The organism is Rhodopila sp. (assembly GCF_035548235.1).
Taxonomy (GTDB): Bacteria; Pseudomonadota; Alphaproteobacteria; order Acetobacterales; family Acetobacteraceae; genus Rhodopila.
Genome location: NZ_DASZTJ010000022.1, coordinates 1 through 22,377 on the forward strand (window position 1 = coordinate 1; position 22,377 = coordinate 22,377).

Consider the following 22,377-nt stretch of genomic DNA (forward strand, 5'->3'; position numbering starts at 1 on the left):
GGTCGAGCAGATCGCATGCACCTTCGCCCAGTCCAGCCCCAGCTTCTGCGCCAGGATGAACCCCTCCGACACGCCGACCATGTTGATCGCCAGCATCATGTTGTTGCAGATCTTCACCGCCTGGCCCGCCCCCGGACCGCCGGCAAGGAAGATGTTCTTCCCCATCCCCTCCAGGATCGGCTTGCCCAGCGCGAACGCCTGGTCCGAGCCGCCCACCATGAAGGTCAGCGTGCCGTTCTGCGCCCCCAGCGTGCCGCCCGACACCGGGGCGTCCAGCATCATCAGCCCTGCCTCCTCGGCCGCCGCCGCGACGGTGCGGGCGCTGTCGACATCGATCGTCGAACAGTCGATCAGCAGCGGCTTGTCGTCCTTCACCACGTCGATGATGCCGCCCTGGTGCAGGAACACCTCCCGCACATGCTCGCCGGCCGGCAGCATGGTGATGACCACCGATGCGCCCGCCACCGCCTCCCGCGCCGAGGCGGCGACATGGCCGCCGGCCTTGCTCAGCGCTTCCAGCGCCACGGGATTGAGGTCGAAGCCCGTCACCACGTGCCCGGCCTTCACCAGGTTCGCGGCCATCGGACCGCCCATGTTGCCCAGGCCGATGAAACCGATATTCGCCATGGTCAGAGCACCTCGAAGATTTCGTAGACGGGACCTTCCGGCGGGCGGCTGCCGGTGCCGATGCCGAACGCCTTGTTCAGCCAGGCGTATTTCGGCGAAGCGGTTTCAAACGTGACCGTCGTGCGGAAGTAATACAGCGACGGGTCGACGAACTGCCCGGCATTGACCTTGGCCATCACGTCGTCCGGCCCGTGCCGCAGGCCGCGATACTGCAGGCCGATCGTGGCGCCGTCCTCGGTCTCCAGCACGATGCGCACGTCCAGCGTGGTGACGCCGTCGTTGCGGACCATGATCCAGTCGGCGCCGCCCGGCAGCACCTTGCCGCGCAGCTTCGGCCCCTCGAACGTGCCGCCGGCGACCAGGCCGACCCGGCGGTTGCCGGACGGCGTTTCACCCACCGCCTGCATCCCGTCGACGGCGAGCTTCAGGGTCATCAGGGGGGTGGTGCGGATCTCGGCCATGCTTGCTTGTCCTCCCAGGAAGGGATGCGGACTAGACCCGATCGGCGGGGGCGAGACAAGTCACGGACCGGCGGGCGGCGAAGGGCCAGGCGCCGATCACGACAAAGGCACCATCCCACCCGACACGGTCTATCTCATCTGGCGCGGTTGATGCATGATCCGCACTGAATGAGTGCCGTCCCATGAGTGCCGCCGCGCTGCCCCGCGAGGAAACGCCGTTCCGGCGGTTCCTGGCCGAGTTCGCCCAGTCGAAGCTGGCCGTGGTCGGCCTCGTGGTCTTCGCGCTGATCGCGCTGGCCGCGATCTTCGCCCCGTGGATCAGCCCGCAGAATCCGTACGACCTTGCCCAGCTTGACATCATGGACGGCCGCCTGCCGCCCGGCTCCCAGGCAGGCGCCGGCTTCACCTATTGGCTTGGCACCGACGACCAGGGCCGCGACATGCTGTCCGGCATCCTGTACGGGCTGCGCATCAGCCTGGGGGTCGGCGTCGGTTCAGCACTGTTCGCCGCCGTCGTCGGCACGTCCCTCGGCCTGCTCGCTGCGTTCTTCGGCCGCCGCACCGACGCGGTGATCATGCGGTTCGTCGACCTGCAGCTTTCCTTCCCCTCCATCCTGGTCGCGCTGATGATCCTGGCGGTCCTCGGCAAGGGGGTGATGAACGTCGTCCTGGCGCTGGTGATCGTCGAATGGGCGTACTACGCCCGCACGGTCAGGGCGACCGCGATGGTGGAACGCCAGCGCGAGTATATCGAGGCGGCGCGCTGCCTCGCGCTTCCCTGGCGGCGCATCATGTTCCGCCACCTGCTGCCCAACTGCCTGCCGCCGCTGATCGTCATCGCGACCCAGCAGGTGGCGCGCGCCATCGCCCTGGAGGCGACCTTGTCCTTCCTGGGCCTGGGCGTGCCGATCACCGAACCGTCGCTGGGCCTGCTGATCGCCAACGGCTACCAATACATGTTGTCGGGCAAGTATTGGATCAGCTTCTATCCCGGCGTGGCGCTGCTGGTGACCATCGTGTCCATCAACCTCGTCGGCGACCAGTTGCGCGACGTGCTGAACCCCCGGCTGTCCCGATGATCACCCTGGACGTCCGGAACCTGCGCACGCATTTCGCCACCCGCGCCGGCGTGGTGAAGGCGGTCGACGACGTCTCCTTCACCGTCGGCCGCGGCGAGGTGCTGGGGCTGGTCGGCGAGTCCGGCAGCGGCAAGTCGGTCACCGGGTTCTCCCTCATCGGCCTGGTCGATCCGCCGGGCCGCATCGTGGGCGGCTCCATCCTCTACCAGGGCCGCGACCTGACCACCCTGCCGGAACACGAGATGCGGTCGCTGCGCGGCAACCGCATCGCGATGATCTTCCAGGACCCGATGATGACGCTGAACCCGGTCCTGCGCATCGACACCCAGATGATCGAGGCCGTCCGCGCCCATGCACGCGTGTCCCACGCCGAGGCTCGGGCGCGCTCCCGCGACGCGCTGGGCATGGTGGGGATCCCCTCGCCGGAGGAACGGCTGGCGGCCTATCCCCATCAGTTCTCCGGCGGCATGCGCCAGCGCGTGGCCATCGCGATCGCGCTGCTGCACAAGCCGGACCTGATCATCGCCGACGAACCCACCACGGCGCTGGACGTCACCATCCAGGCCCAGATCCTGTCCGAGGTGCAGCGCCTGGCGGAGCAGAACGGCACCGCGCTGATCTGGATCACTCACGACCTGTCGGTGATCGCCGGCCTCGCCGACCGGATCGCGGTCATGTACGCCGGCCGCATCGTCGAGACCGGCGACGCGGCCGCGGTGCTGGAGCGGCCGCTGCATCCCTATACCGAAGGGCTGATCGGCAGCGTGCCCAGCCGCAACCGGCGCGGCGAGAAGCTGCGCCAGATTCCCGGCATGACGCCCAGCCTGCTGTCGCTGCCGCCGGGCTGCGCCTTCCGCACCCGCTGTGCGCGCGCCGACGCGGCCTGCGACCGGGAACCGCCCGAAAGCGAGGGCGCGCATCGCGCGCGCTGCTTCCATCCGCTGCTGGAAACCGTCGCGTGACCGACCCGCTGATCGAGCTGCGCGGCGTGTCGAAGCACTTCGGCGCCACGCCCAGGGACCTGATGCACACCGCCAGGCGGGCGCTTGGCGTGGCGGAACCGGACCGGACCGTCAGGGCCGTCGATCGCGTCGACCTGGCGATCGCGCGCAACGAAGTCGTCGGCCTTGTCGGCGAATCCGGCTGCGGCAAGTCCACGCTCGGCCGCATGGTCGCCGGGATCATGCCGCCCACCGCGGGCGAGGTGCGCTACAAAGGTCAGGACGTCGCGAGGTTGACGGCCGACCGCGCCAGGCAGGCGAAGCTGAAGGTCCAGATGATCTTCCAGGACCCCTACGCCTCGCTGAACCCGCGCATGCGGGTCGCGGACATCGTCGGCGAGGCGCCGCGCGTGCATCGGCTGGTGCCGCGCGCGGAACTGGAAGGCTACGTCGATGCGCAACTGCGTCAGGCCGGCCTCGATCCCGCGTTCAAGCGGCGCTATCCTCACCAGTTCTCCGGCGGTCAGCGCCAGCGCGTGGGGATCGCCCGAGCGCTGGCGGTCCAGCCGGAGTTTCTGGTGTGCGATGAGGCGGTGGCGGCGTTGGACGTGTCGATCCAGGCGCAGGTGCTGAACCTGTTCATGGACCTGCGGTCGCGGCTCGACCTGACCTATCTTTTCATCAGTCACGACCTGGGCGTGGTCGAGCATCTCTCGGACCGCGTGGTGATCATGTATCTGGGCCGGATCATCGAGACGGCGTCGACCGAGGACGTCTTCAGCCGCGCCAATCATCCCTATACCCAGGCGCTGCTGGCCGAGGTGCCGCGGATCACCTCCGGCAAGCGGCGGTTCACGGCGGTGAAGGGGGAGATCCCGAGTCCGCTCGACCCGCCGGCCGGCTGCCATTTCCACCCGCGCTGCCCACACGCCATGCCGCGCTGCGCCGAGGAGGCGCCGGCGCTGCGGGAGATCGCGCCCGGTCACCGCAGCGCGTGCCACCTGAACGGATAAGCGCGTTCCCAGGGGCGTCACCTGCCCCCGCCTTCCACCCTTACCGGGACCATGCTACGGCATGAACGCGTATTCACCCTCAAGGGAGCAACAAGTCCATGGCGATCCAGGTAGGCGATACCATCCCCTCCATGAAACTCATGATGGCGACGCCGGACGGTCCGAAAGAGACCTCCACGGACGAGATATTCAAGGGCAAGAAGGTGGTGCTGTTCGCGGTGCCGGGCGCGTTCACGCCGACCTGCTCCGCCAAGCACCTGCCGGGCTTCGTCCAGCAGGCGGACGCGCTGCGCGCGAAGGGTGTGGACACGATCGCCTGCATCTCGGTCAACGACGGCTTCGTGATGAAGGCCTGGGGCGAGAGCCAGGGCGCCGGCGGAAAGGTGCTGATGCTGGCCGACGGGTCGGCGGCGTTCGCCAAGGCGATGGGGCTGGAGCTCGACCTGACGGGCCGCGGCATGGGCGTGCGCAGCCAGCGCTATGCGCTGATCGCGCAGGACGGCAAGGTGACCCATCTGGGCGTCGAAGCCCCTGGCGGGTTCGAGGTGTCGTCGGCGGAAGCGATCCTGGCGGCCCTTTAAGCCCGTCATCCGGGGCCGATGCCGGCCCCGAGGGCGTTCGATACGCGGCATCGCCCCTCCCCCACGGCCCGGCTCGACAGCATGGGCGGGAGACCGAGGGGGATACGGGGCGTTGCCGCCTTTCGCATCAGCCCCGGATCTCGATGGCCGACACGCCCGGGGGGACGTGAATCCGGTGCATCGAAATCGGTACGTCGCGATGGGTGCGGCTGAAGATGTCGCTCAACAAGCCGAACGAATTCGCGGGAAGCTTCAGCAGACGGCAAACCGGGTCGGGCAGCCTGTCGCACCATACGCATTGCGACGCATGAAACGTCGGCGCATGGAATCGTCTGTTCAGCAGCCCCCTCAGCACCACGACGTTGAGGTCTGATATCGGAACGTCGAGGATGGCCCGAAAACGATCCAGTTCGAGGTAGAAATCCGATAAGGCCCTGAAACGCCCATCCACGTCCAGCAGGCGCCGGATCCGGATCACGTCGTCGGTCTTGAGGAAGTCGTGCCACGGCCCGTGCTTCCGGATGACGCGCCGGTCGATCGCCCGCGCAGTAACGGGCAACAGATCTCCCGTCGCATTGTTCAGGAACCGGAAATACCAGAGGTCCTGCTGATCTCGATCGCTGGCGGTGACGAACGTGCCGTGGCCGTGCCGGCGGCACAGGACGCCGCGTTCGGAAAGAATGCGCAGCGCCTTCTGCACCGTTCCGAGACTCAATCCGGTATAGGCGGCCAGCTCGATCTCGTTCGGCAGTTTGTCGCCGGTGCGGAGTTCTCCCGCATCGATCAGCTTCGCAAGCCCATCGGCCAGGCGCCGGTATTTGGGGCCATCCCCACCCTCATCCTGCCTGAGCGGTTCCAGCAGACGGCGAAGCGGTTCTTCCATCGGATCGGGCACGAGAGGAATACGCTAGGCGGCCGGGATCGCGGATGTCAACCAAGCCGGGTACGAAACGTATCTGCACCGGACGTTTCGTTCGGCCCCCAAGGGCTTCCCATCAGGCGCTTCCCATCAGGCGCTTCCCATCAGGCGCGTCCCATCAGGCGCGTCCTGCAACGTCTCGTCGCGCACCCGATCGTTGACCCGGTTCGACCTTAAGTTATATAGCTATACAGTTACTGGGAGGCTGCGGCGCATCGGATTGGAACCGAAGCCCGAACGATAAAGGACGTCCGGAACAGTGACGGAACCTGAAATTCGCTCCAGGCACGCGCCTCCCGCCACGGGCGCGGCGTATCCGTGGATCGTGGTCGCGCTCGGCAGCCTCGTATTCATGACGAACTATACCGACAAGACGGTCATGGGCGTCGTCGCGCCTCGCCTGGTCCAGGCAATGGGGATCAACAACCTTCAGTTGGGCGTGATCTTCTCCGCATTCGGCCTGACCTACACATTGCTGCAACCGCTGCTGTCCTGGCTGACCGACGTGCTGGGGCCCCGAGCGCTGGTCGGCGGCATGGTGGGATGGTACGGGCTGTTCACGATCGGCAGCGGTCTCGGGACGGGAAATCTCGCCACGCTCACGCTCATGCGCGCGATGACCGGCGCCGGGGAGGCCGCATCGATGCCCGCGGCGACCAGCGGCGTCGCGCGCTGGTTGCCCGAACACCATCGCGGACTGGCGCAGGGCATCATGCACGGGGCGACGCGCATCGGCGCGGCCCTCACGGTGCCGGTCACCGTCGCATCGATCTACGCGTTCGGACTGACCGGCCCCTTCTGGGTATTCGGCCTCGCGACGCTGGCGATCGCGGTGATGTGGATCGCCATCTATCGCGACCCGCTCGCCGGCTCACGCAAACACAGCGTGCAAGAGGGGGGACGGGTCTGGCATGCGATCCTGCGCAGCCGCAGCCTGTGGGCGCTATGCCTCGCTGATTTCTGCTACTTCTATACGCTGACGATCTACATCACCTGGCTGCCGACCTTCCTGGTGCAGGACCGGCACTTCTCATTGATGAAAGTCGGCATCTACGGCTTCCTGCCGTTCCTGGGGGGCGGGCTTGGCGGTCTCGTGGGTGGCGAGGTCAGCGATTATTTCGGAACGAAAACCGGCAATCACCGCTTCTGGCGGCGCCTCGTCCCCACGGTCGGCATGGTCGGTTCCGTCGCCCTGCTGCTGCCGGCGGTATACAGCACGAACCAGGTCGCCACGATCGCGCTGTTCACCTGCTCGTTCTTCTGCCTGGACGCAACGATTTCGGTATTCTGGGCGATCGCGATGGATGTCGGCGGCGACTACGCCTCGACCACTGCCGGATGGATGAACACCTGGGCGAATGTCGGTGGCATCATATCGCCGCTGGTGTTCGGGGCACTGCTGCAAAGCAGCGGGAACTGGTCGCTGCCGTTCCTGGTCGCGAGCACGCTCATGCTCATCGGCGCCGCACTGGTCTGGCAGATCGACCCGAACGACCGCATCGCGCCGGCGACACAGCGGCCTGACACGGAGGAGAGGCAGAATGCGACTGGATGAAGAAGCCGAGGCGATGCGACGCGGCGAATTAGGGCGCGCGCGGCAATGGGCGATCGAGCATCAGGTCCGTGTCGGCCGCTATTTCGGGGCAAACGACCTCGTGAGCGTGACGCAGGCCCACATCATGGCGGATACGGAATCCCTGGGGGAGGCCGGCGTCGCCTGGCTCGAACATCTGGCCGCCCTTCCGAAGGCGGAACGACGGGTCCGTATTCCCACGATCACCGACCCGCGCGGCACGGATTTCGGCGCGGCGCAACGACTGCGGCAGCAGGCATGGATGACGACGCTGGAGCAGCGGGCCATCACGGCGTTCGAGGAACTCGGCGTGCTGATGACCAACACCTGCATCAACTACCAGACCATCATGCCGCCCATCCCGGGCGAGCACGTGGCATACGGCGACACCGGCGTCGTGATCTATTGCAACAGCGTGCTGGGTGCGCGATCCAATTTCGAGGGCGGCCCCTCGGCGCTGGCTGCCGGCCTGACGGGCCGCACCCCGCGCTATGGCTATCACCTCGATGCGCAACGGCGGGGCACGCTGCTGGTGGAACTCGCCTGGACGCCCGGCGCGTTGCACGAATGGGGCGCGTTGGGCGGCGTGGTGGGCCGGCTTGCCGGGGATTACTGGCGTGTCCCCGTGATCACCGGCCTGTCGCGCATTCCCGGGTCCGATGAGGTCAAGCATTTCGGCGCCGCGATGGCGAGCTTCGGATCGATCGCGATGTTCCACCTGGCGGGCGTGACACCGGAAGCGCGCAGGCTGGAGGACGCATTCGACGGCACCCCGCCAAAACCGGTCCTGGTCACGGAACAGGATGTCCGGACCCTTCTGTCCGGCTACGGAACAGACACGGATACGGTTGATGTGGTCGTATTCTCCGCCCCGCAACTCAGCCTGATGGAGATGCAGTCGCTCGCGGACCTGCTGGATGGCCGCCGGGTCGGCGTCCCCCTTCTCGCGGTGACCAGCCCGCAGGTGAAGCCGGACGCGGATCGCATGGGGATCACGGCGCGGATCGAGGCATCGGGCGCGATGGTGCTGACCGGCATGTGCTTCTATCAGAGCTATGCGCGCGAACTGGCGGAGGCGAACGGCTGGAAGCGTCTCGCCACCAATTCGGCGAAGCTGACCAATATCCTCGGCGGGTATGGCTATCGCCCGGTCCTGCTCTCCGCCGAACATTGCGTCGAGGTCGCCTGCGGAGGGAAGCAGTCATGAGCGTGGTTCAGACCTTTCCGGCTCGGTCGGCGATGGGCGCGAAGCTGCGCGGCCGCGCACTGGTTGCCAGCGATGGTTTCTCGGCGCGCTACGACCTGGACCGGATCAAGGGCATCTTCTCCCGCCCCGAACACAAGCTGGCAGGCCGTTCCTATGTCGGTCTCGTGCTGATCCTGGATCGCGCCAAGGGCGGCGTGGCCACGGCGTGGATGCTGCATGAAATGGCCTCACGCGGCATCGTGCCGGCGGCGGTCGTTTTGAACACCGTCAATCCCATCATGGTGCAGGGCGCCGCGCTGGCGGACATGACCATGATGTCCGGCTTCGATCAGGACATCACGCGGCTGGTGCCGGATGGCGCTCTGGTGGAGTTGGACCCGGAGGCGGATCCGCCGGTGCTGCGCATCATCGCGACGCCGTAACGCAGGGGTTGGCGGGGCACGGGACGCGGCGTCCACACCGCTGCCCCGGCCGTCTCGTCGGCACCTCAGCCTGCCAGCATCCGGCGGAAGAAGCTTGCCGTCACCAGCGCGCTTAGCCCGACCACGAACCAGCGCAGCACGGGCGGCGGCAGCATCCGAGCGTAGCGCGCGCCGAAATAGCCGCCGGCGATCGCGGCCACCATCATCGTCAGCAACTCCGGCCAGCGCACCACCCCGGCGAGTATGAAGCACACCACCGCCGCGACGTTGGCGACCGTCGCCATCATCGTGCGCATCGGCGCGAGGGCGCCCAGGTCGGCGCCGTCCAGCAGGCTCCAGGCCGCCATCATCATCAGGCCGACCGCGCCGCCGAAATATCCGCCGTAGATCGACAGCACGAATTGGATCGCCAGGAACGACACCGGCCCGATCGTCACACGCTGGCGGAGCCAATCGCCCAGGCCGCGGCCGGCGGCGAAGGTCAGGGTCGCCAGCAGCAGCCACGGGATGACGATGTCGAAGTCCGACGTCGGCGTCACCAGCAGCAGGATGGCGCCGACCAGCCCGCCGGCCAGCGTCACCGGCACCATCACACCCGGACCGATCCCGGCGACATCACGCAGGTCGTGCCGCCGCGCCCAGGTGCTGGCGAAGGTGCCGGGGCACAGCGCGACGGTGTTCGACGCATTGGCGACGATCGGCGGCAATCCCACCAGCACCATGGCGGGGAACCCGACAAACGACCCGCCGCCGGCGACGGCGTTCATCGTGCCGGCCAGCAGGCCGGCGCACAGCAGAAGCAGGGAATGCCACATCCCAGGGGACATTATCTCAGGGAACGTTCCGTTCCAGCTCCGCGATCCAGGCTGTCGCGTTGCCGTCCGAAGGCGCGCGCCAGTCGCCGCGCGGCGACAGCGACCCGCCGGCCGAAACCTTCGGACCGTTCGGCATCGCGCTGCGCTTGAACTGGCTGAAGGCGAAGAAGCGCTGCAGGAACACGCGCATCCAGTGCTTGATCTGCGGCAGGTCGTAGGCGGCGCGGCGATCGGCGCTGAAATGCGGCGGCCATGCGCCGCGATCCACATCTTCCCATGCCTGCAACGCCAGGAAGGCGACCTTGGAGGGAACGAACCCGTATCTTAGGATATGAAACAGGGTGAAGTCCTGCAGCGCATAGGGACCGATCTTGGCCTCGGTGCTCTGCGGCGTCTCCCCGGCGGCGACCGGGACCAGTTCCGGGGAGATCTCGGTCGACAGGATCGCGTCCAGCGTCGTCAGCACCTCCGGCGCGAAGCGTTCGGTGGCGATGATCCAACGGATCAGGTGCTGGATCAGCGTCTTCGGCACGCCGGAATTGACGTTGTAATGCGCCATCTGGTCGCCGACGCCGTATGTGCACCAACCCAGCGCCAGCTCCGACAGGTCGCCGGTGCCGATGACGATGCCGCCGTGGTGGTTGGCCAGCCGGAACAGGTAGTCGGTGCGAAGGCCCGCCTGCACGTTCTCGAACGTGATGTCGTACTGGGACTGGCCGTCGGAATACGGATGCTTCAGGTCCGCCAGCATCTGCACCGCCGCGGGCCGGATATCCAGCTCGTTCGCGGTTGCTCCCAGGTCCTTCATCAGCCGCCAGGCGTTCGACTTCGTATGATCCGACGTCGCGAACCCCGGCATCGTATAGGCCAGGATGCCCGACCGCGGCAGCCCCAGCAGATCGAACGCCTGTGCGCAAACCAGCAAGGCCTGTGTTGAATCCAGCCCGCCCGAGATCCCGATCACGGCCTTCTTCACGCCGGTCGCGCGCAGCCGCTGTGCCAGGCCCGAGACCTGGATATTGTACGCTTCGTAACAATCCTGCTCCAGCCTCGAAACGTCGGCCGGCACGAACGGGAATCGCTCCACCCGCCGGCGGAAGCCGATATCGCCGGCCGGCGGCCGCACGGTGAAGCCGACCCGGCGGAACGGCCGAGCGTGGCGACGGCGATTGGTATCGAACGATCCCATTTGCAAGCGTTCCTGCGCCAGCCTGTCGAGATCGATATCGGCGATCGCCGCCTGGTCCGCCACCGGAAACCGTTCGGTCTCGGCCAACGTATCGCCGTTGTCGAACACCGACGCCTGGCCGTCCCACGCCAGGTCCGTCGTCGACTCCCCTGCTCCCGCCGCGGCATACAGGTAAGCCGCAAGGCAGCGCGCGGATTGCGAGCGGCACAGCAGGCGCCGCGTCTCCGCCTTGCCGATGGTGATGTTGCTGGCCGACAGGTTCGTCAGTACCGTCGCCCCCGCCACCGCCGCTTCCCCGCTCGGTGGGTTCGGCACCCAGATGTCCTCGCAGATCTCGGCATGCACGACCAGGTGGCGGATGTCCGCGGCCTCGAACAGCAGGTCGGGGCCGAACGGCGCGGTATGGCCGGCGATGACGATCGATCCGCCGTCGGTGCCGTCGCCCGAGGCGAAATGCCGCGGTTCGTAGAACTCACGGTAATTGGGCAGGTGGATTTTCGGCACGACGCCCAGCAACTGGCCGCGATGGATCGCCAGCGCGCAGTTGAACAGCGTGCCCAGGTGACGCAGCGGCGCCCCCACCAGCAGCAGCGGCATCAACTCGGCGGACCCGGCCAGCAAGGCCCCGACCGCCTCCTCCACCGCATCCAGCAGCGTGGTCTGCTGCAGCAGGTCGCTGATCGCGTAGCTGGACAGGCCCAACTCCGGAAACACCGCGACCGCCACGCCCTGCCGGTCCAGGTCGCGCGCCATGGCCAGGATCGCCTGGGCATTGGCCTGCGGATCGGCCAGCACGGTACGGGTCGAACAGGCGGCGACGCGGGCGAAGCCATGGCGGTAGAGGGAGCGGAAATCCATGTCGGGTCCAGATGGCCGTTTCCACCCCAATATGGCCCCGGATCGGCGAGAACGCCACCGGCGCCTGGCCCCGTGCCCGGCTCCTGCCCTTGCACCCGACCGGTTGGTCGGATACGGTACGGTCCATGCGCCGCCCCTCCACCCGCGACCAACTGCTCGCCACCGGCCTCAAGGTCCTGCATGCGCGCGGCTTCCATGCCACCGGCGTCCAGGACATCGCAGAGGCCGCGGACGTGCCCAAAGCCTCCTTCTACTCCCATTTCCCCAGCAAGGAGGCGTTCGGCGCCGACGTCCTCGGCCGCTACTGGGAACGCCGGGCCAGCCACGCCGCCGCCATCCTGGGCGATGAGACCCGCCCGCCGATGGACAGGCTGCGCACCTATTTCGAGGGCAAGACCTCCCCCCCACCCGACGCGCCCTTCGACAAAGGCTGCATGATCGGCAATTTCTCCGCCGAACTGGCAGGCAGCAGCCGGCTGGTGCGCGACCGTCTGGCGACGGTGTTCGCCGCCTGGGGCACGTTGCTCGCCCGCTGCATCCGTGATGCGCAGGCGGACGGGACGCTGCGCCCCGATCTCGACCCCGACGAGACCGCCGCCTTCCTGATCGATGCGTTCGAGGGCGCGGTCCTGCGCACCAAGGTCGATCGCGACGGCGCCGCCCTGGCACGGTTCCGGTCCGTCGTCTTTTCCCTGATCCTGGTCTGAAGGCCGCCGGCCCCATGAGCTCAGCCGTTTCCGCCGCGCCCGCATCTTCGACCGACCGGTCGGTCATAGAGCCGGCCCGCGGCATGGACCGGCGTACCAGCGCCCTGCTGGAAGCGCCGCTGCTGCCGCTTCTGCTGCGCCTGGCGGTGCCGAACATCCTGCTGATGCTCGCCCAGTCCGCCACCGGCCTCATCGAGACCTATTTCATCGGCAAGCTCGGCACCGACGCCCTGGCCGGCGCGGCCGTGGTGTTCCCGGGCTTGATGCTGATGCAGATGATCTCGGCCGGATCGATGGGCGGCGGCATCTCGTCATCGGTGGCCCGAACACTGGGGAGCGGGCGGCGAGAGGACGCGTCCCACCTCGTCTGGCACGCCGTCGTCATCAACGGCACGCTCGGCCTGGTCTGCTCCGCCGCGATGCTGAGCTTCGGACCCAGCATCTACCGGGCGATGGGGGCCGAGGGACCGTCGCTGGACGCCGCGCTGGCCTATAGCAACGTCATCTACGCGGGCGCGGTCCTGCTTTGGATCATGAACGCGCTGGCCAGCATCATCCGCGGCACCGGCAACATGGTCGTGCCGGGCGGCGTGATCTGCGGCGGCGCGTTGCTGCTGATCCCCCTGTCGCCCTGCCTGATCTTCGGCGTCGGGCCCTTCCCGCGCCTGGGCGTGGCCGGCGGCGCGACGGCGCTGCTGGTCTACTACGTGCTGGGCATCACCCTGCTCGCCGGCTTCCTGTGCAGCGGGCGCGCGGTGATGCGGCCAGCCTGGCCGGCGCGGCTGCGCAAGCGGCTGTTCGGGGCGATCCTGAGCGTGGGCGCACCAGCCTCGACGACCTCGATCCAGACCAACCTGACGATCATCATCACCACGGCGATCGTCGGCGTGTTCGGTCCCGCAGCGCTGGCGGGGTTCGCGACGGGATCGCGGCTGGAATACCTGATGGTGCCGATCTCCTTCGGCGTCGGCGGGCCGTTGGTGGCGATCGTCGGCACCAATATCGGCGCCGGGCAGAAGCACCGGGCGCTGAAGGCCGCGTGGCTGGGCGGCGCGGTGGGGTTCTGCCTGACGGAGTCCATCGGGGTCGCCGCCGCCATCCATCCGATCGCCTGGCTGTCGCTGTTCGGCTCCGATCCGGCCATGCTGTCGGTCGGCGCGCACTACCTGCATATCGTCGGGCCGTTCTATGGCGTGTTCGGGCTGGGCCTGGTGCTGTATTTCGCCTGCCAGGGCGCCGGGCGGCTGGTCTGGCCGATCACGGCGCAATTCTGCCGCCTGGTCCTGGCGGCCGGCGGCGGCAACCTGGCGATCTGGCTGGGCTTCGGCCTGACCAGCGTGTTCTGGATCATCGGCCTGGCGCTGGGCGCATTCGGCGCGGTCGTCGCCGGATCGATCCTGCTGGGCGGCTGGGGCGCACGGCAGACCTGACGCCAGGGTCCTTGCATCCCGTCCCCGGATGGGTTTGAACCCACGCCCTTCGCAGCCAGGGGTGGAGCCGCGTGCATGGATCGGCTGATCGGCATCGATTTCGGCACCACCAACAGCGTGGTGGCCATTCTACAGCCTGACGGCAGCGTCCAAACCGCGCGCTTCGCCGTCGGCCAGGCGGAACTGGACGTGTTCCGCACCTTGCTCTGCTTCTGGACCGAGGAAGGGCGCGGCCGCATCCACCAGCACCACGCCGCCGGTCCCTACGCGATCGAAGCCTATCTGGAAGATCCGCTGGACAGCCGGCTGATCATGTCGATGAAGACCTATCTGGCGCAGCGCAGCTTCACCCAGACCAACATCTTCGGCCGCCTGTTCACGCTGGAGCAACTCGTCGCGCTGTTCCTGGGTGCCCTTCTGCGACAGGACCACAACGGCGTCCGCGTGGTCGCCGGGCGGCCGGTGCGCTTCGCCGGGGACCTGGCGGACGATGCGTTCGGCGAAACCCGGCTGCGCGCCGCCTTCGCCGAGGCGGGGTTCCCCGCTATCGACGTGGCGCTGGAACCCGAGGCCGCCGGCTACCGCTTCGCCCGCACCCTGGATATGGCGGCAACCGTCCTGGTCGGCGATTTCGGCGGCGGCACCAGCGATTTCTCGGTCATGCGCTTCGATCCGCGCAACCCGCGCGGCGTCGAGCCGCTGGGCTATGCGGGTATCGGCATCGCGGGGGACACGTTCGATTACCGCATCATCGACCATGCGATCTCCCCCCTGCTGGGCAAGGGGGACAGCTACACGGTGATGGGCAAGGCGCTGCCGGTGCCGCCTGAGTATTTCTCGGGCTTCGCCCGCTGGCACCAGTTGTCGCTGATGCGCGCGCCCCGCACGTTGCGCGATATCGCCGCCGTGGCGGCCGCCAGCGCGCGGCCGGAGCGGCTGCGCCACCTGATCCGGCTGATCGAGGACGAGATGGGTTATCCGCTCTATCAGGCCGTCAGCGCGGTAAAGGCGGCGCTGTCGCGACAGGATACGGCGACGCTGCGCTTCGCCCATGGCGACCTGACGATCGAACGGCCGATCGCGCGTTCGGAGTTCGAGGCCTGGATCGCCGGCGACCTGGACCGGATCGCGGCGACCGTGGACCAGGCGCTGGTGAACGCGAACCTGTCGGCCCGGACGGTCGACCGCGTGTTCCTGACCGGCGGCACGTCCTTCGTCCCGGCGGTACGGGCGCTGTTCGAGCAGCGGTTTGGGGCGGACCGGGTCTCGGGCGGGGGCGAGTTCGTGTCGGTGGCGGAGGGGCTGGCGCTGATCGGGCGGGATCGTAGCGGCCCCGGGGGCGGCCCCGGGGGCGGCTCCAGGGGCGGCCTCAAAAGCGGCTGAACCGGATCATTCGCCCCCGGTCTTTAGATTGGCACGAACCGGAACCCGTCCCCCCACCGCGTGATCCGCCCCGACGACGGCGACGGGAAATGCGCCGTGCACACCAGCGTCGACGTATCGCACAGATGCCCGAACAGCTTCCGCCGTGACTCACCCGCCTGCGGCGAGCTGTAGTCCACCCGCATCCCCAACTCCGGATACCGTGCCTGCAGCGGGGAGTGGATCATATCACCTGTAATCACCGCGTCCGTCCCCGGCTTGCCCAGATGGACCGAGTAATGGTCGATCGTATGGCCCGGCGTCGGGATCAGCTTGATCAGGTCGCCGAACGCGTGGTCGCTCTTGACCACTTCCTCGCGCTTGGCGGCGACGATCGGCAGCACGGAATCGGTGATCCAGGGTGCGGCACTGGGATCGTTCTTTTCGGCCTCGGTCCAATAGGCCAGCTCCCGGTCCGAGAACACGTATTTCGCCTTCGGAAAGGTCGGCACCCAGCGCCCGTTTTCCAGCTTCGTGTTCCAGCCGACATGATCCACGTGCAGATGCGTGCACATCACGTAATCGATCTGTTCGGGGGACACGCCCGTGGCCTTCAGGTTCTTCTCGAACCGGTCCGTGTTCATCATGTTCCAGAACGGGCGCGACGGCCGAGGCTTATGGTTTCCGACGCAACTATCGACCAGGATGTTGTGGTGCTTCGTCTGGATCAGGTAGGCCTGGATGCACAGCACCAACTCGCCGTTCTGCTTGTCCAGATAGCCCCCATCGGTCATCCAGCCGCGGTTCTCCTCCAGCACCTCCTTGGTCAGGGACGGGAAGAAGGTCAGCGGGTCGAAGAACGGCGCCTCCTGCTCCACGATGCGGTGGATGGTGACGTCGCCGACCCGGAAAGTGGTGGTTGCCATGCGCGTTTTCTCCCTCGCGCCCGAGTCAACCACCGACTCCCGTCCGTGTCCACGCCCCGCTTGAGCACCCCCGATCGAACACCCCCCGCCTAGGCCGCCTTGCGGTAGCGCGGCGCGACGTCGCGCTCCGACAGGAACGGCGTCAGCGCGAGCCGAGCCGCCGTGTAGGCCTGGAACAGTCCCTCGTCGGCCAGCGGCGGGATGGTGACGACCTCCCCGCGATCGAGGCCCAGCAGCGCGGCGTCGACCATGTCGCCGGCGTCCATCACCCTGCCGGGCAGAAGCGCATCGACGTCCTTGCCGCTGCGCTCCCAGATCTCGGTGCGGGTCGCGCCCGGCAGCACGGCCTGCACCTTCACGCCGGTGCCTTTCAACGTCTCGGCCAGCGACAGCGTCAGGTTCAGCAGGTGCGCCTTCGACCCGCTGTAAACGCCATCGAACCGTTCCGGCGCGAGGGCGAGGACAGAGCTGATATTGACGATTGTGCCGGCGTTGCGCGCGAGGAACGCCTTGCCGGCCGCGCCGGCCAGCAGCGTCGGGGCGACGATGTTCAGCGCCATCAGGCCCTCGACGGCTGCCGGGTCGGTATCCAGCAGCGTGCCGGTCAGCGACACGCCCGCATTGTTCACCAGCAGCGTGACCGACGGGTCGGTCGCCAGCCGCTCGGCCAGCTTCGCGACATCCGCGCCGTTGGCGAGGTCCGCGACCAGGACCTCGACCTTGCGGCCGGTCTCGGCCGCGATCTTCGCGGCATTGGCTTCCAGCCGCTCACGGTTGCGGGCAACCAGCAGCAGGTCATGGCCACGTCTGGCAAGCCGGTCGGCGTAGACGGCGCCGATGCCGGTCGACGCGCCCGTGACGACAGCCAGACCGGCGGAATTCTGAGCCATGAGAGGTCTCCTTCGCGAAGCGATAGTGGTTGATAATGCGTGCCTCAGCACTTACTATCGATTAAGTAGTTAGTCACTATCGAAACGCAATGGACACCGAAAATTTTGTCTCTGGTCCCTGCCCGGTCGCCCGCGGCCTCGCCCGCGTCGGCGACGCCTGGAGCATGCTGATCCTGCGCGACGCCAGCCAAGGGCTGACGCGCTTCGACCAGTTCCGCAAAAGCCTTGGGATCGCGCCGACCATCCTGACCCGGCGGCTGGCGGCGCTGACCGAGGACGGGTTGTTGGAAAAGCGCCGCTACTCGGACCATCCGCCACGGGATGAATACATCCTGACGCCGGCGGGCCGCGACTTCCTGCCGGTCCTGGTCATGATCGCCCACTGGGCGCGACGACACCATGGCGAGGGGAAGATGACCCGCCTCGTGGATGTCGAACAGGGCACGGATGTGCAGCCGCTGCTGGTCGACGCGGTCACGGGCGCGGAGATCGGGACACGGCCGCTGACGATGGTTCCGCCGACGGCGGATTAGCCGGGGACGCCGCCCTCTTCGGACGGTGCCGATCTGGCCTTTGCCGCGGTCAGCATCCGACCTCGCCGCCCGTCCCGCGCCGCCCAAACGAAAACGGCCCGGTCAAACCGGGCCGTAGCGATGGGACATGGCCGAAGGCCGCTCCCGCCGGGTGTCGTTCCGGCGGGAAGCGGCCTGCTGGCCGCTTACAGGTTCCCCGCGATCCAGTCCTTCAGCCGGCTCTTCGGCAGCGCGCCCACCTGGGTTGCGGCCGGCTTGCCGTCCTTGAACAGGATCAGCGTCGGAATCCCGCGCACGGCGAACTGGTTCGGCGACATCGGATTGTTGTCGATATCGACCTTCGCCACCGTCAGCTTGCCGGCGAACTCGCCCGCCAGCTCATCCAGGGCCGGCGCGATCATCTTGCAGGGACCGCACCACTCCGCCCAGAAATCGACCAGGACGGGACCGGTCTTGCTGGCCTCGACGACGTCGGTGGCGAAGCTTTTGTCCGTCACCGCGACTGTGTTCGCACTCATGGTTCACCCCTAAAGGTATGACAGTTGGCCCGAAGGTGGTGCGCGGCCCGAGTCCGGTCAAGCGGCATCGCGTGGTCGCCCCGGCTCATGCGGGTCCAACAGCGCGTCCGGCAGCACCGAAACCCGCGCCGTCCGCGTCCAGATCAGCGCGCAACGCACTGGCCGGTCAGGGAAAATGGCCCGCAGCACAGCGCGGTAGGAGGCCATCTGCCGCAGATACATCACTGGCGTGTCCTCGACGCGGGTGGGCGGCGTGCGATTGGTCTTGAAATCGCCGATCAGCACACAATTCGGTGTGACCGCCAGACGATCCACCAACCCGCCGATCACCGAATCCCCGACGACGCCCGTCAGCGGCACCTCCGGCCGCGATCCGGGCCCGAACAGCGCCGCCAGGTCGGGATGCGCCATCACCCCCAGCACCTCGGCGGCGATCGCGCCCGCCTGGTCCGCCGGGAAACCCGAACGCGCCACATAGCGGATCGCGGCCGCGTGCCGCTCCGCCTCGGGCAGCGAGGGCAGGTGCTGCAGCAGCGCATGCACCAGTTGGCCACGGCGGAACCGGTCCACCCCGTCGGCCAGCGGCGAATCCCCCGGCGGCACCTCCCCGAATTCCGCCCCCTCCGGCCGGCTCGGAGCCAAGGGCACGGGCCGGGCCGGTTCGGCCGGCGGGTCGGCAGGCGTCCAGTCGGGCGCCGATCCGATCCAGGCCGGCAGCGCCGCCGCCTCGCCCGCGTCCCCCAACTCCGCCCGCGTCTCCGGGGCGGCAAGCTGGGACGAGCGGAAGCGCAGCACATCGCCCGGCCAGGCGTCGAACGGCGCCCGTTCCACGTCCAGCCGCTCGAAGCCGCGCTGCACCGCGCTGTGCCAGCTTTCGTCCTTCAGCGTCCGCCCCGCCCAGCCGCAGACGACCAGCCGGTCCTCGGCGCGGGTCAGCGCGACGTAGAGCAGGCGGTTGTGCTCCTCCATCTGCGCCCGCGACCGCTCCGCCCGCAGCGCGTCGAAGGCGCGGCAGCGGTGGTCCTTGCGCACCGCCCAGAGCGGGACATCGATCCCCGTCGCGGGATCGCGGGACCACAGGATATCGGCGTCCTCCTGCGGCAGCGCCGTGGTGTCCGGCACGATCACCAGCGGCGCCTGCAGCCCTTTCGCGCCATGCACCGTCATGATGCGCACGAGGTTGCCGGCCGCCTCGGCCTCGCGCTTCACCTCGGCGCCGGACTGGCGCATCCAGTGCAGGAACCCCTGCATCGAGGGTGGGTGACGCGCGGCATAGGTCAGCGCCGCGTTCAGCAATTCGTCCACCGGTTCCGCCGCCTCCGGCCCCAACCGCCCGAGCAGGCGGGCGCGGCCGCCGAGGGGGCCAAGGGCGTAGGCGAAGAGGGCGTAGGGGGACACGAAATCGATCCGCCCCAGCAGTTTCGCGAAGAAATCCGCGGCGGCCCGCCAACGCGGACGCTCCCCCGCCCGGTCGCGCAGCGCGTCCCACAGCGAACCGGGGCGTTCCAGCGCCAGCGCCATCATCTCGTCGTCGGTCAGGCCGCCGAGGGGACTGGTCAGGAAACAGCCGAAGGTCAGGTCGTCCGAGGGCAGCAGCAGCGCGTCCGCCAGCGCCATCAGGTCCTGCACCGCCGGCTGGTCGGTCAGCACCATGCGGTCCAGCCCGGCCACCGGCACGCCCCGGGTCTTCAGCGCCCGCAGCAGCGCCCGGCTGAACGCGTCGCGCCGGCGCACCAGCACCAGCACGTCGCCCGGCGCCAGCGGCCGGCCCTTGCTCTCCAGCATCGCCGTCCCGCCGGTCTGCTCGCCGATCCAATCGGCAAGCCGGTTGGCCAGCGTCTCCCGCGCCGAGGTCTGGGTCTGGTTCTGCTGCGGCACCGTCCAGGGTTCGGCTGGCGTGGAATCCGGCCGTGGTGCCAGTGGCCAGAGCTCCACCAGCCCCGCATGGCCGGCGCGAGAGGCGAGATGCGTCAAAGTCTGCCCCGGCGTCACCACCCCGGCGCCCGCGATCGGATCGGCGAACACCGCGTCGACCAGCCGCAGGACCGGGTCGGTGGAGCGGAAGGACACGTCCAGGCCCACGGGTTTGAACGGGTTGCCGGACTCCGTGACGCGCCGTTCGATCCGCTGGCGGGACCGGTCGAATTCCGCGGCGTCGGCGCCCTGGAAGGAATAGATCGACTGCTTGCGGTCGCCGACCGCGAAGACGGTGCGGTTGTCCTCCCGCGCACCGGTGCCGTTGAAGAACTCGGCCGTCAGGGTATGTGCGATCTGCCATTGCTGCGGCGAGGTGTCCTGCACCTCGTCCAGCAGCAGGTGGTCCAGGCCGCCGTCGAGCTTGTACAGCACCCAGGCGACGCCGGGATCGAGCAGCAGGCCCTTGGTGCGGTCGATCAGGTCGTCATAGTCCAGCAGCCCGGCGTGCTGCTTGCGTTCTTCGTACGCTTCCGCCACCGGGCCGGCGAGCAGGGCCAGCGCGGCCGACACGGCGGCGAGGCGCAGGGCGCGCCGGTCGTCCTCGATGCGGAGGATGCGGTCGGCTTCCTCCCGATACCGGTCGCCGAGTTCGGATTGCTGCTTGCTCAGGCTGGGACCGACGACGGTGCCGGCCGCATAGGGTTCGCCATCGGCTTTCAGGAACAGCCGGACCCAATGGTCCCAGTTCTCCATCCGCGCTTCGGTGTCGAGCGACAGCCAGCCGAGGATGTCCTCGGCCCGAGCGATGGAGGTTTTGGTGCCTTGGCGGCTGACGATGGCGGCGGCGTCGTGCAACGCGGCCTCGCCCTGCCAATGGACTGCACTCTCCAGGCAAGCGGCGTCGTCGGTCGCGGTGACGCCGAGGACGCGGCGCTGGGCGCGCTCCAGGTCGTCCCCCAGGCGCAGCGCGGCGGCGAGACGGGTTCGGTCGGCCTGAATGGACTGAACGAGTTCGCCGAATCGATCCGCGCTGGTCAGACCGGCCAGGGTGCGCAAGGCCTGGACCATCGCCGGCGTGTCGGCAGCGGCCAGCATGTCCTCCCGCGCTTCGGTCAGCGCTTCCCGCGAGTCGCGTTCGTCGACGAGCTGGAAATGGGGGGAGATGGCGGCTTCCAGGGGGAAGCGGCGCAGCAGGGACTGGCTGAAGGCGTGGATCGTGCCGATGCGCATGCCGCCGGGCAGGTCGAGCACCGTGGCGAACAGCGCGCGTGCCGTGCGGCAGGCCTCTTCGGTCGGTTCGACGTGCAGGTCGCGCAGCGCGGCTTCCAACGCGGGTTGCGGCATGGCCACCCAGCGGCCGAGGGTCTTTTGCAGCCGCACCGCCATTTCCGCCGCCGCCGCCTTGGTGAAGGTCAGGCACTGGATGCGGTCGGGCCTGGTGCCGGCCAGCATCAGGCGCAACAGGCGATCGGTCAGCAGCTTGGTCTTGCCGGACCCGGCCGAGGCCTCGACGAAGGAGGAAACGGCGGGATCGGAGGCTTCGGCCTGCCGGGCGTTGGCGCGATCGCGGGCGGAGGCGCTCATGGGGTGTCGCGCCCTCCGTGCTGCTCGCCGTCATGGCCCGGCCAGACCCCATGGGGGCCGACATCAGCGAATGTTCGGCACCGGCCCGCGCGCCCTGAATCGAACCAATCCGACCAAGCCCGGCCGTGAGGCACAGGGTACCGGGTCGGTGCACCCACGACGCCCCTACCCCTCATCGTCGCCTCCCGCCGCCGACCACTCGGCGACGCGGGCCAATTGGTCGTATTTCGCGAACCGCGACGCGGCATCCGGGTTCGGCCGGGACAGGTACGGACGGTCCGGCCGGTCGAAATCGTCGACCAGTGCCCCCAGCCGCTCCAGCGCGTCCGCCGCCGCGGCCGGGATGTCGCCGGGGGCTTTCCGGAACAGCGGATACTCGGTCCCCGCCGGAGACCCGCCGGTCAGGTGCCAATAGACCAGGTCGTGCGTCTCCCCCGCCCACGCGGCGCCGAAGCCCCCGATCGCGGCCATCGCCGCCTCCAGCACCAGTTGCGGCGCCAGGCCCGCGTCGACGTCCTTCTGGGTCGGCGGGCGGCCGGTCTTGTAGTCCAGGATCGCTAGCGTCCCATCCGGATACCGCTCGATCCGGTCCGCTCGGCCCGCCAGGCAGAACGGACCGCCGGGGCGGGACAGCTCGATCCGGCCGCTTGCCTCGGGATCGATCGCCGCCGGCGCGCGCACCGACCGGCGCATGATCTCCTGCTCCGCCACCCAGTCGGCGATCCGCTCCAGCCGCGGCTCCCACCAGCGGGCGAGTGCCTCGCGCAACCCGGCTTCGGCCAGGGCGCGCGCCATTGCCCGCCGCAGATGCCCCGCGGCGCCGGG

The 22,377-nt window shown here is 68.5% G+C and carries 21 protein-coding genes; 11 read left to right on the top strand and 10 right to left on the bottom strand.

The window, feature by feature from the left end; all coding sequences use genetic code 11:
• Together VHB27_RS01090 and VHB27_RS01095 are read right to left on the bottom strand one after the other, a co-directional pair.
• The coding region (locus VHB27_RS01090) for an NAD(P)-dependent oxidoreductase (RefSeq protein WP_325596819.1) at window positions 1-627 on the bottom strand (627 nt) is incomplete at its 3' end.
• A gap of 2 nt (window positions 628-629) precedes the next feature.
• Window positions 630-1,088 carry a DUF3237 domain-containing protein gene (locus VHB27_RS01095; protein WP_325596821.1) on the bottom strand — a complete coding sequence of 153 codons (459 nt, stop codon included), beginning with the start codon at window positions 1,086-1,088 and terminating at the stop codon, window positions 630-632.
• Between the two features lie 182 nt (window positions 1,089-1,270).
• On the opposite strand from VHB27_RS01095, the gene VHB27_RS01100 reads away from it, so the two are divergent.
• The 4 genes from VHB27_RS01100 (at window position 1,271) to VHB27_RS01115 (ending at window position 4,702) form a co-directional block, all read left to right on the top strand.
• Window positions 1,271-2,167, top strand: a complete 897-nt coding sequence (locus tag VHB27_RS01100; RefSeq protein ID WP_325596823.1) for an ABC transporter permease — start codon at window positions 1,271-1,273, stop codon at window positions 2,165-2,167.
• A complete protein-coding gene (locus VHB27_RS01105; protein WP_325596825.1) occupies window positions 2,164-3,129 on the top strand; it encodes an ABC transporter ATP-binding protein in 966 nt (321 codons plus the stop codon). The genes VHB27_RS01100 and VHB27_RS01105 overlap by 4 nt, the downstream gene beginning before the upstream one ends.
• Complete coding sequence (locus VHB27_RS01110) at window positions 3,126-4,121, top strand: ABC transporter ATP-binding protein (protein WP_325596827.1); 996 nt, start codon at window positions 3,126-3,128, stop codon at window positions 4,119-4,121. Before VHB27_RS01105 ends, VHB27_RS01110 begins: the two co-directional genes overlap by 4 nt.
• A 98-nt stretch (window positions 4,122-4,219) precedes the next feature.
• Complete coding sequence (locus VHB27_RS01115; protein WP_325596829.1) at window positions 4,220-4,702, top strand: peroxiredoxin; 483 nt, start codon at window positions 4,220-4,222, stop codon at window positions 4,700-4,702.
• Window positions 4,703-4,829: 127 nt separating this feature from the next.
• Here the strand turns inward: VHB27_RS01115 and VHB27_RS01120 are convergent, their stop codons facing one another.
• The gene (locus VHB27_RS01120; protein ID WP_325596831.1) at window positions 4,830-5,597 is read right to left on the bottom strand and encodes a GntR family transcriptional regulator; all 768 of its coding nucleotides are present in this window, start codon (window positions 5,595-5,597) and stop codon (window positions 4,830-4,832) included.
• A 283-nt stretch (window positions 5,598-5,880) separates the two neighbouring features.
• Between VHB27_RS01120 and VHB27_RS01125 the strand changes: the two genes are divergently transcribed.
• The 3 genes from VHB27_RS01125 to VHB27_RS01135 are packed head-to-tail and all read left to right on the top strand — an operon-like array spanning window position 5,881 to window position 8,823.
• The gene (locus tag VHB27_RS01125; RefSeq protein WP_325596833.1) at window positions 5,881-7,176 is read left to right on the top strand and encodes an MFS transporter; all 1,296 of its coding nucleotides are present in this window, start codon (window positions 5,881-5,883) and stop codon (window positions 7,174-7,176) included.
• Window positions 7,163-8,401, top strand: a complete 1,239-nt coding sequence (locus VHB27_RS01130) for an aconitase X catalytic domain-containing protein (protein ID WP_325596835.1) — start codon at window positions 7,163-7,165, stop codon at window positions 8,399-8,401. The genes VHB27_RS01125 and VHB27_RS01130 overlap by 14 nt, the downstream gene beginning before the upstream one ends.
• A complete protein-coding gene (locus VHB27_RS01135) occupies window positions 8,398-8,823 on the top strand; it encodes an aconitase X swivel domain-containing protein (protein WP_325596837.1) in 426 nt (141 codons plus the stop codon). The genes VHB27_RS01130 and VHB27_RS01135 overlap by 4 nt, the downstream gene beginning before the upstream one ends.
• A 65-nt stretch (window positions 8,824-8,888) precedes the next feature.
• Here the strand turns inward: VHB27_RS01135 and VHB27_RS01140 are convergent, their stop codons facing one another.
• Window positions 8,889-9,638 (bottom strand): sulfite exporter TauE/SafE family protein, encoded by a 750-nt coding sequence (locus VHB27_RS01140; protein ID WP_325596839.1) that lies wholly within the window; start codon window positions 9,636-9,638, stop codon window positions 8,889-8,891.
• Window positions 9,639-9,654: 16 nt separating this feature from the next.
• Entirely contained in the window at window positions 9,655-11,685 is a 2,031-nt protein-coding gene (locus tag VHB27_RS01145; protein WP_325596841.1) for an NAD(+) synthase, read from the bottom strand.
• Between the two features lie 125 nt (window positions 11,686-11,810).
• Here VHB27_RS01145 and VHB27_RS01150 point away from each other — a divergent pair, with 125 nt between their 5' ends.
• The 3 genes from VHB27_RS01150 (at window position 11,811) to VHB27_RS01160 (ending at window position 15,205) form a co-directional block, all read left to right on the top strand.
• Window positions 11,811-12,392, top strand: coding sequence for a TetR/AcrR family transcriptional regulator (locus tag VHB27_RS01150; protein WP_325596843.1), 582 nt, complete (start codon window positions 11,811-11,813; stop codon window positions 12,390-12,392).
• A 14-nt stretch (window positions 12,393-12,406) separates the two neighbouring features.
• Window positions 12,407-13,822 carry an MATE family efflux transporter gene (locus VHB27_RS01155; RefSeq protein WP_325596845.1) on the top strand — a complete coding sequence of 472 codons (1,416 nt, stop codon included), beginning with the start codon at window positions 12,407-12,409 and terminating at the stop codon, window positions 13,820-13,822.
• Window positions 13,823-13,897: 75 nt separating this feature from the next.
• Window positions 13,898-15,205 (top strand): Hsp70 family protein, encoded by a 1,308-nt coding sequence (locus VHB27_RS01160; protein WP_325596847.1) that lies wholly within the window; start codon window positions 13,898-13,900, stop codon window positions 15,203-15,205.
• Between the two features lie 23 nt (window positions 15,206-15,228).
• On the opposite strand, the gene VHB27_RS01165 is transcribed toward VHB27_RS01160, so the two are convergent.
• Together VHB27_RS01165 and VHB27_RS01170 are read right to left on the bottom strand one after the other, a co-directional pair.
• Window positions 15,229-16,110 (bottom strand): MBL fold metallo-hydrolase, encoded by an 882-nt coding sequence (locus VHB27_RS01165; protein ID WP_325596849.1) that lies wholly within the window; start codon window positions 16,108-16,110, stop codon window positions 15,229-15,231.
• An 89-nt stretch (window positions 16,111-16,199) separates the two neighbouring features.
• Window positions 16,200-17,000 (bottom strand): SDR family NAD(P)-dependent oxidoreductase, encoded by an 801-nt coding sequence (locus VHB27_RS01170; RefSeq protein ID WP_325596851.1) that lies wholly within the window; start codon window positions 16,998-17,000, stop codon window positions 16,200-16,202.
• Between the two features lie 89 nt (window positions 17,001-17,089).
• Here VHB27_RS01170 and VHB27_RS01175 point away from each other — a divergent pair, with 89 nt between their 5' ends.
• Window positions 17,090-17,533: a winged helix-turn-helix transcriptional regulator gene (locus VHB27_RS01175; RefSeq protein ID WP_325596853.1), complete on the top strand. Its 444-nt coding sequence runs from the start codon at window positions 17,090-17,092 to the stop codon at window positions 17,531-17,533.
• 185 nt (window positions 17,534-17,718) lie between these two features.
• On the opposite strand, the gene trxA is transcribed toward VHB27_RS01175, so the two are convergent.
• The 3 genes from trxA to VHB27_RS01190 form a co-directional block, all read right to left on the bottom strand.
• The gene (gene trxA, locus VHB27_RS01180) at window positions 17,719-18,051 is read right to left on the bottom strand and encodes a thioredoxin TrxA (protein ID WP_325596855.1); all 333 of its coding nucleotides are present in this window, start codon (window positions 18,049-18,051) and stop codon (window positions 17,719-17,721) included.
• Window positions 18,052-18,108: 57 nt separating this feature from the next.
• Entirely contained in the window at window positions 18,109-21,552 is a 3,444-nt protein-coding gene (addA, locus tag VHB27_RS01185) for a double-strand break repair helicase AddA (protein ID WP_325596857.1), read from the bottom strand.
• Between the two features lie 165 nt (window positions 21,553-21,717).
• Window positions 21,718-22,377 (bottom strand): PD-(D/E)XK nuclease family protein (locus VHB27_RS01190; protein WP_325596859.1); only part of this gene is annotated, 660 nt, incomplete at its 5' end.

Coding starts and splice junctions, on each gene's coding strand:
- VHB27_RS01095 (WP_325596821.1), bottom strand. CDS start 1,088: ATGGCCGAGATCCGCACCACCCCCCTGATGACCCTGAAGCTCGCCGTC.
- VHB27_RS01100 (WP_325596823.1), top strand. CDS start 1,271: ATGAGTGCCGCCGCGCTGCCCCGCGAGGAAACGCCGTTCCGGCGGTTC.
- VHB27_RS01105 (WP_325596825.1), top strand. CDS start 2,164: ATGATCACCCTGGACGTCCGGAACCTGCGCACGCATTTCGCCACCCGC.
- VHB27_RS01115 (WP_325596829.1), top strand. CDS start 4,220: ATGGCGATCCAGGTAGGCGATACCATCCCCTCCATGAAACTCATGATG.
- VHB27_RS01130 (WP_325596835.1), top strand. CDS start 7,163: ATGCGACTGGATGAAGAAGCCGAGGCGATGCGACGCGGCGAATTAGGG.
- VHB27_RS01135 (WP_325596837.1), top strand. CDS start 8,398: ATGAGCGTGGTTCAGACCTTTCCGGCTCGGTCGGCGATGGGCGCGAAG.
- VHB27_RS01140 (WP_325596839.1), bottom strand. CDS start 9,638: ATGTGGCATTCCCTGCTTCTGCTGTGCGCCGGCCTGCTGGCCGGCACG.
- VHB27_RS01145 (WP_325596841.1), bottom strand. CDS start 11,685: ATGGATTTCCGCTCCCTCTACCGCCATGGCTTCGCCCGCGTCGCCGCC.
- VHB27_RS01150 (WP_325596843.1), top strand. CDS start 11,811: ATGCGCCGCCCCTCCACCCGCGACCAACTGCTCGCCACCGGCCTCAAG.
- VHB27_RS01155 (WP_325596845.1), top strand. CDS start 12,407: ATGAGCTCAGCCGTTTCCGCCGCGCCCGCATCTTCGACCGACCGGTCG.
- VHB27_RS01160 (WP_325596847.1), top strand. CDS start 13,898: ATGGATCGGCTGATCGGCATCGATTTCGGCACCACCAACAGCGTGGTG.
- VHB27_RS01165 (WP_325596849.1), bottom strand. CDS start 16,110: ATGGCAACCACCACTTTCCGGGTCGGCGACGTCACCATCCACCGCATC.
- VHB27_RS01170 (WP_325596851.1), bottom strand. CDS start 17,000: ATGGCTCAGAATTCCGCCGGTCTGGCTGTCGTCACGGGCGCGTCGACC.
- VHB27_RS01175 (WP_325596853.1), top strand. CDS start 17,090: ATGGACACCGAAAATTTTGTCTCTGGTCCCTGCCCGGTCGCCCGCGGC.
- trxA (WP_325596855.1), bottom strand. CDS start 18,051: ATGAGTGCGAACACAGTCGCGGTGACGGACAAAAGCTTCGCCACCGAC.
- addA (WP_325596857.1), bottom strand. CDS start 21,552: ATGAGCGCCTCCGCCCGCGATCGCGCCAACGCCCGGCAGGCCGAAGCC.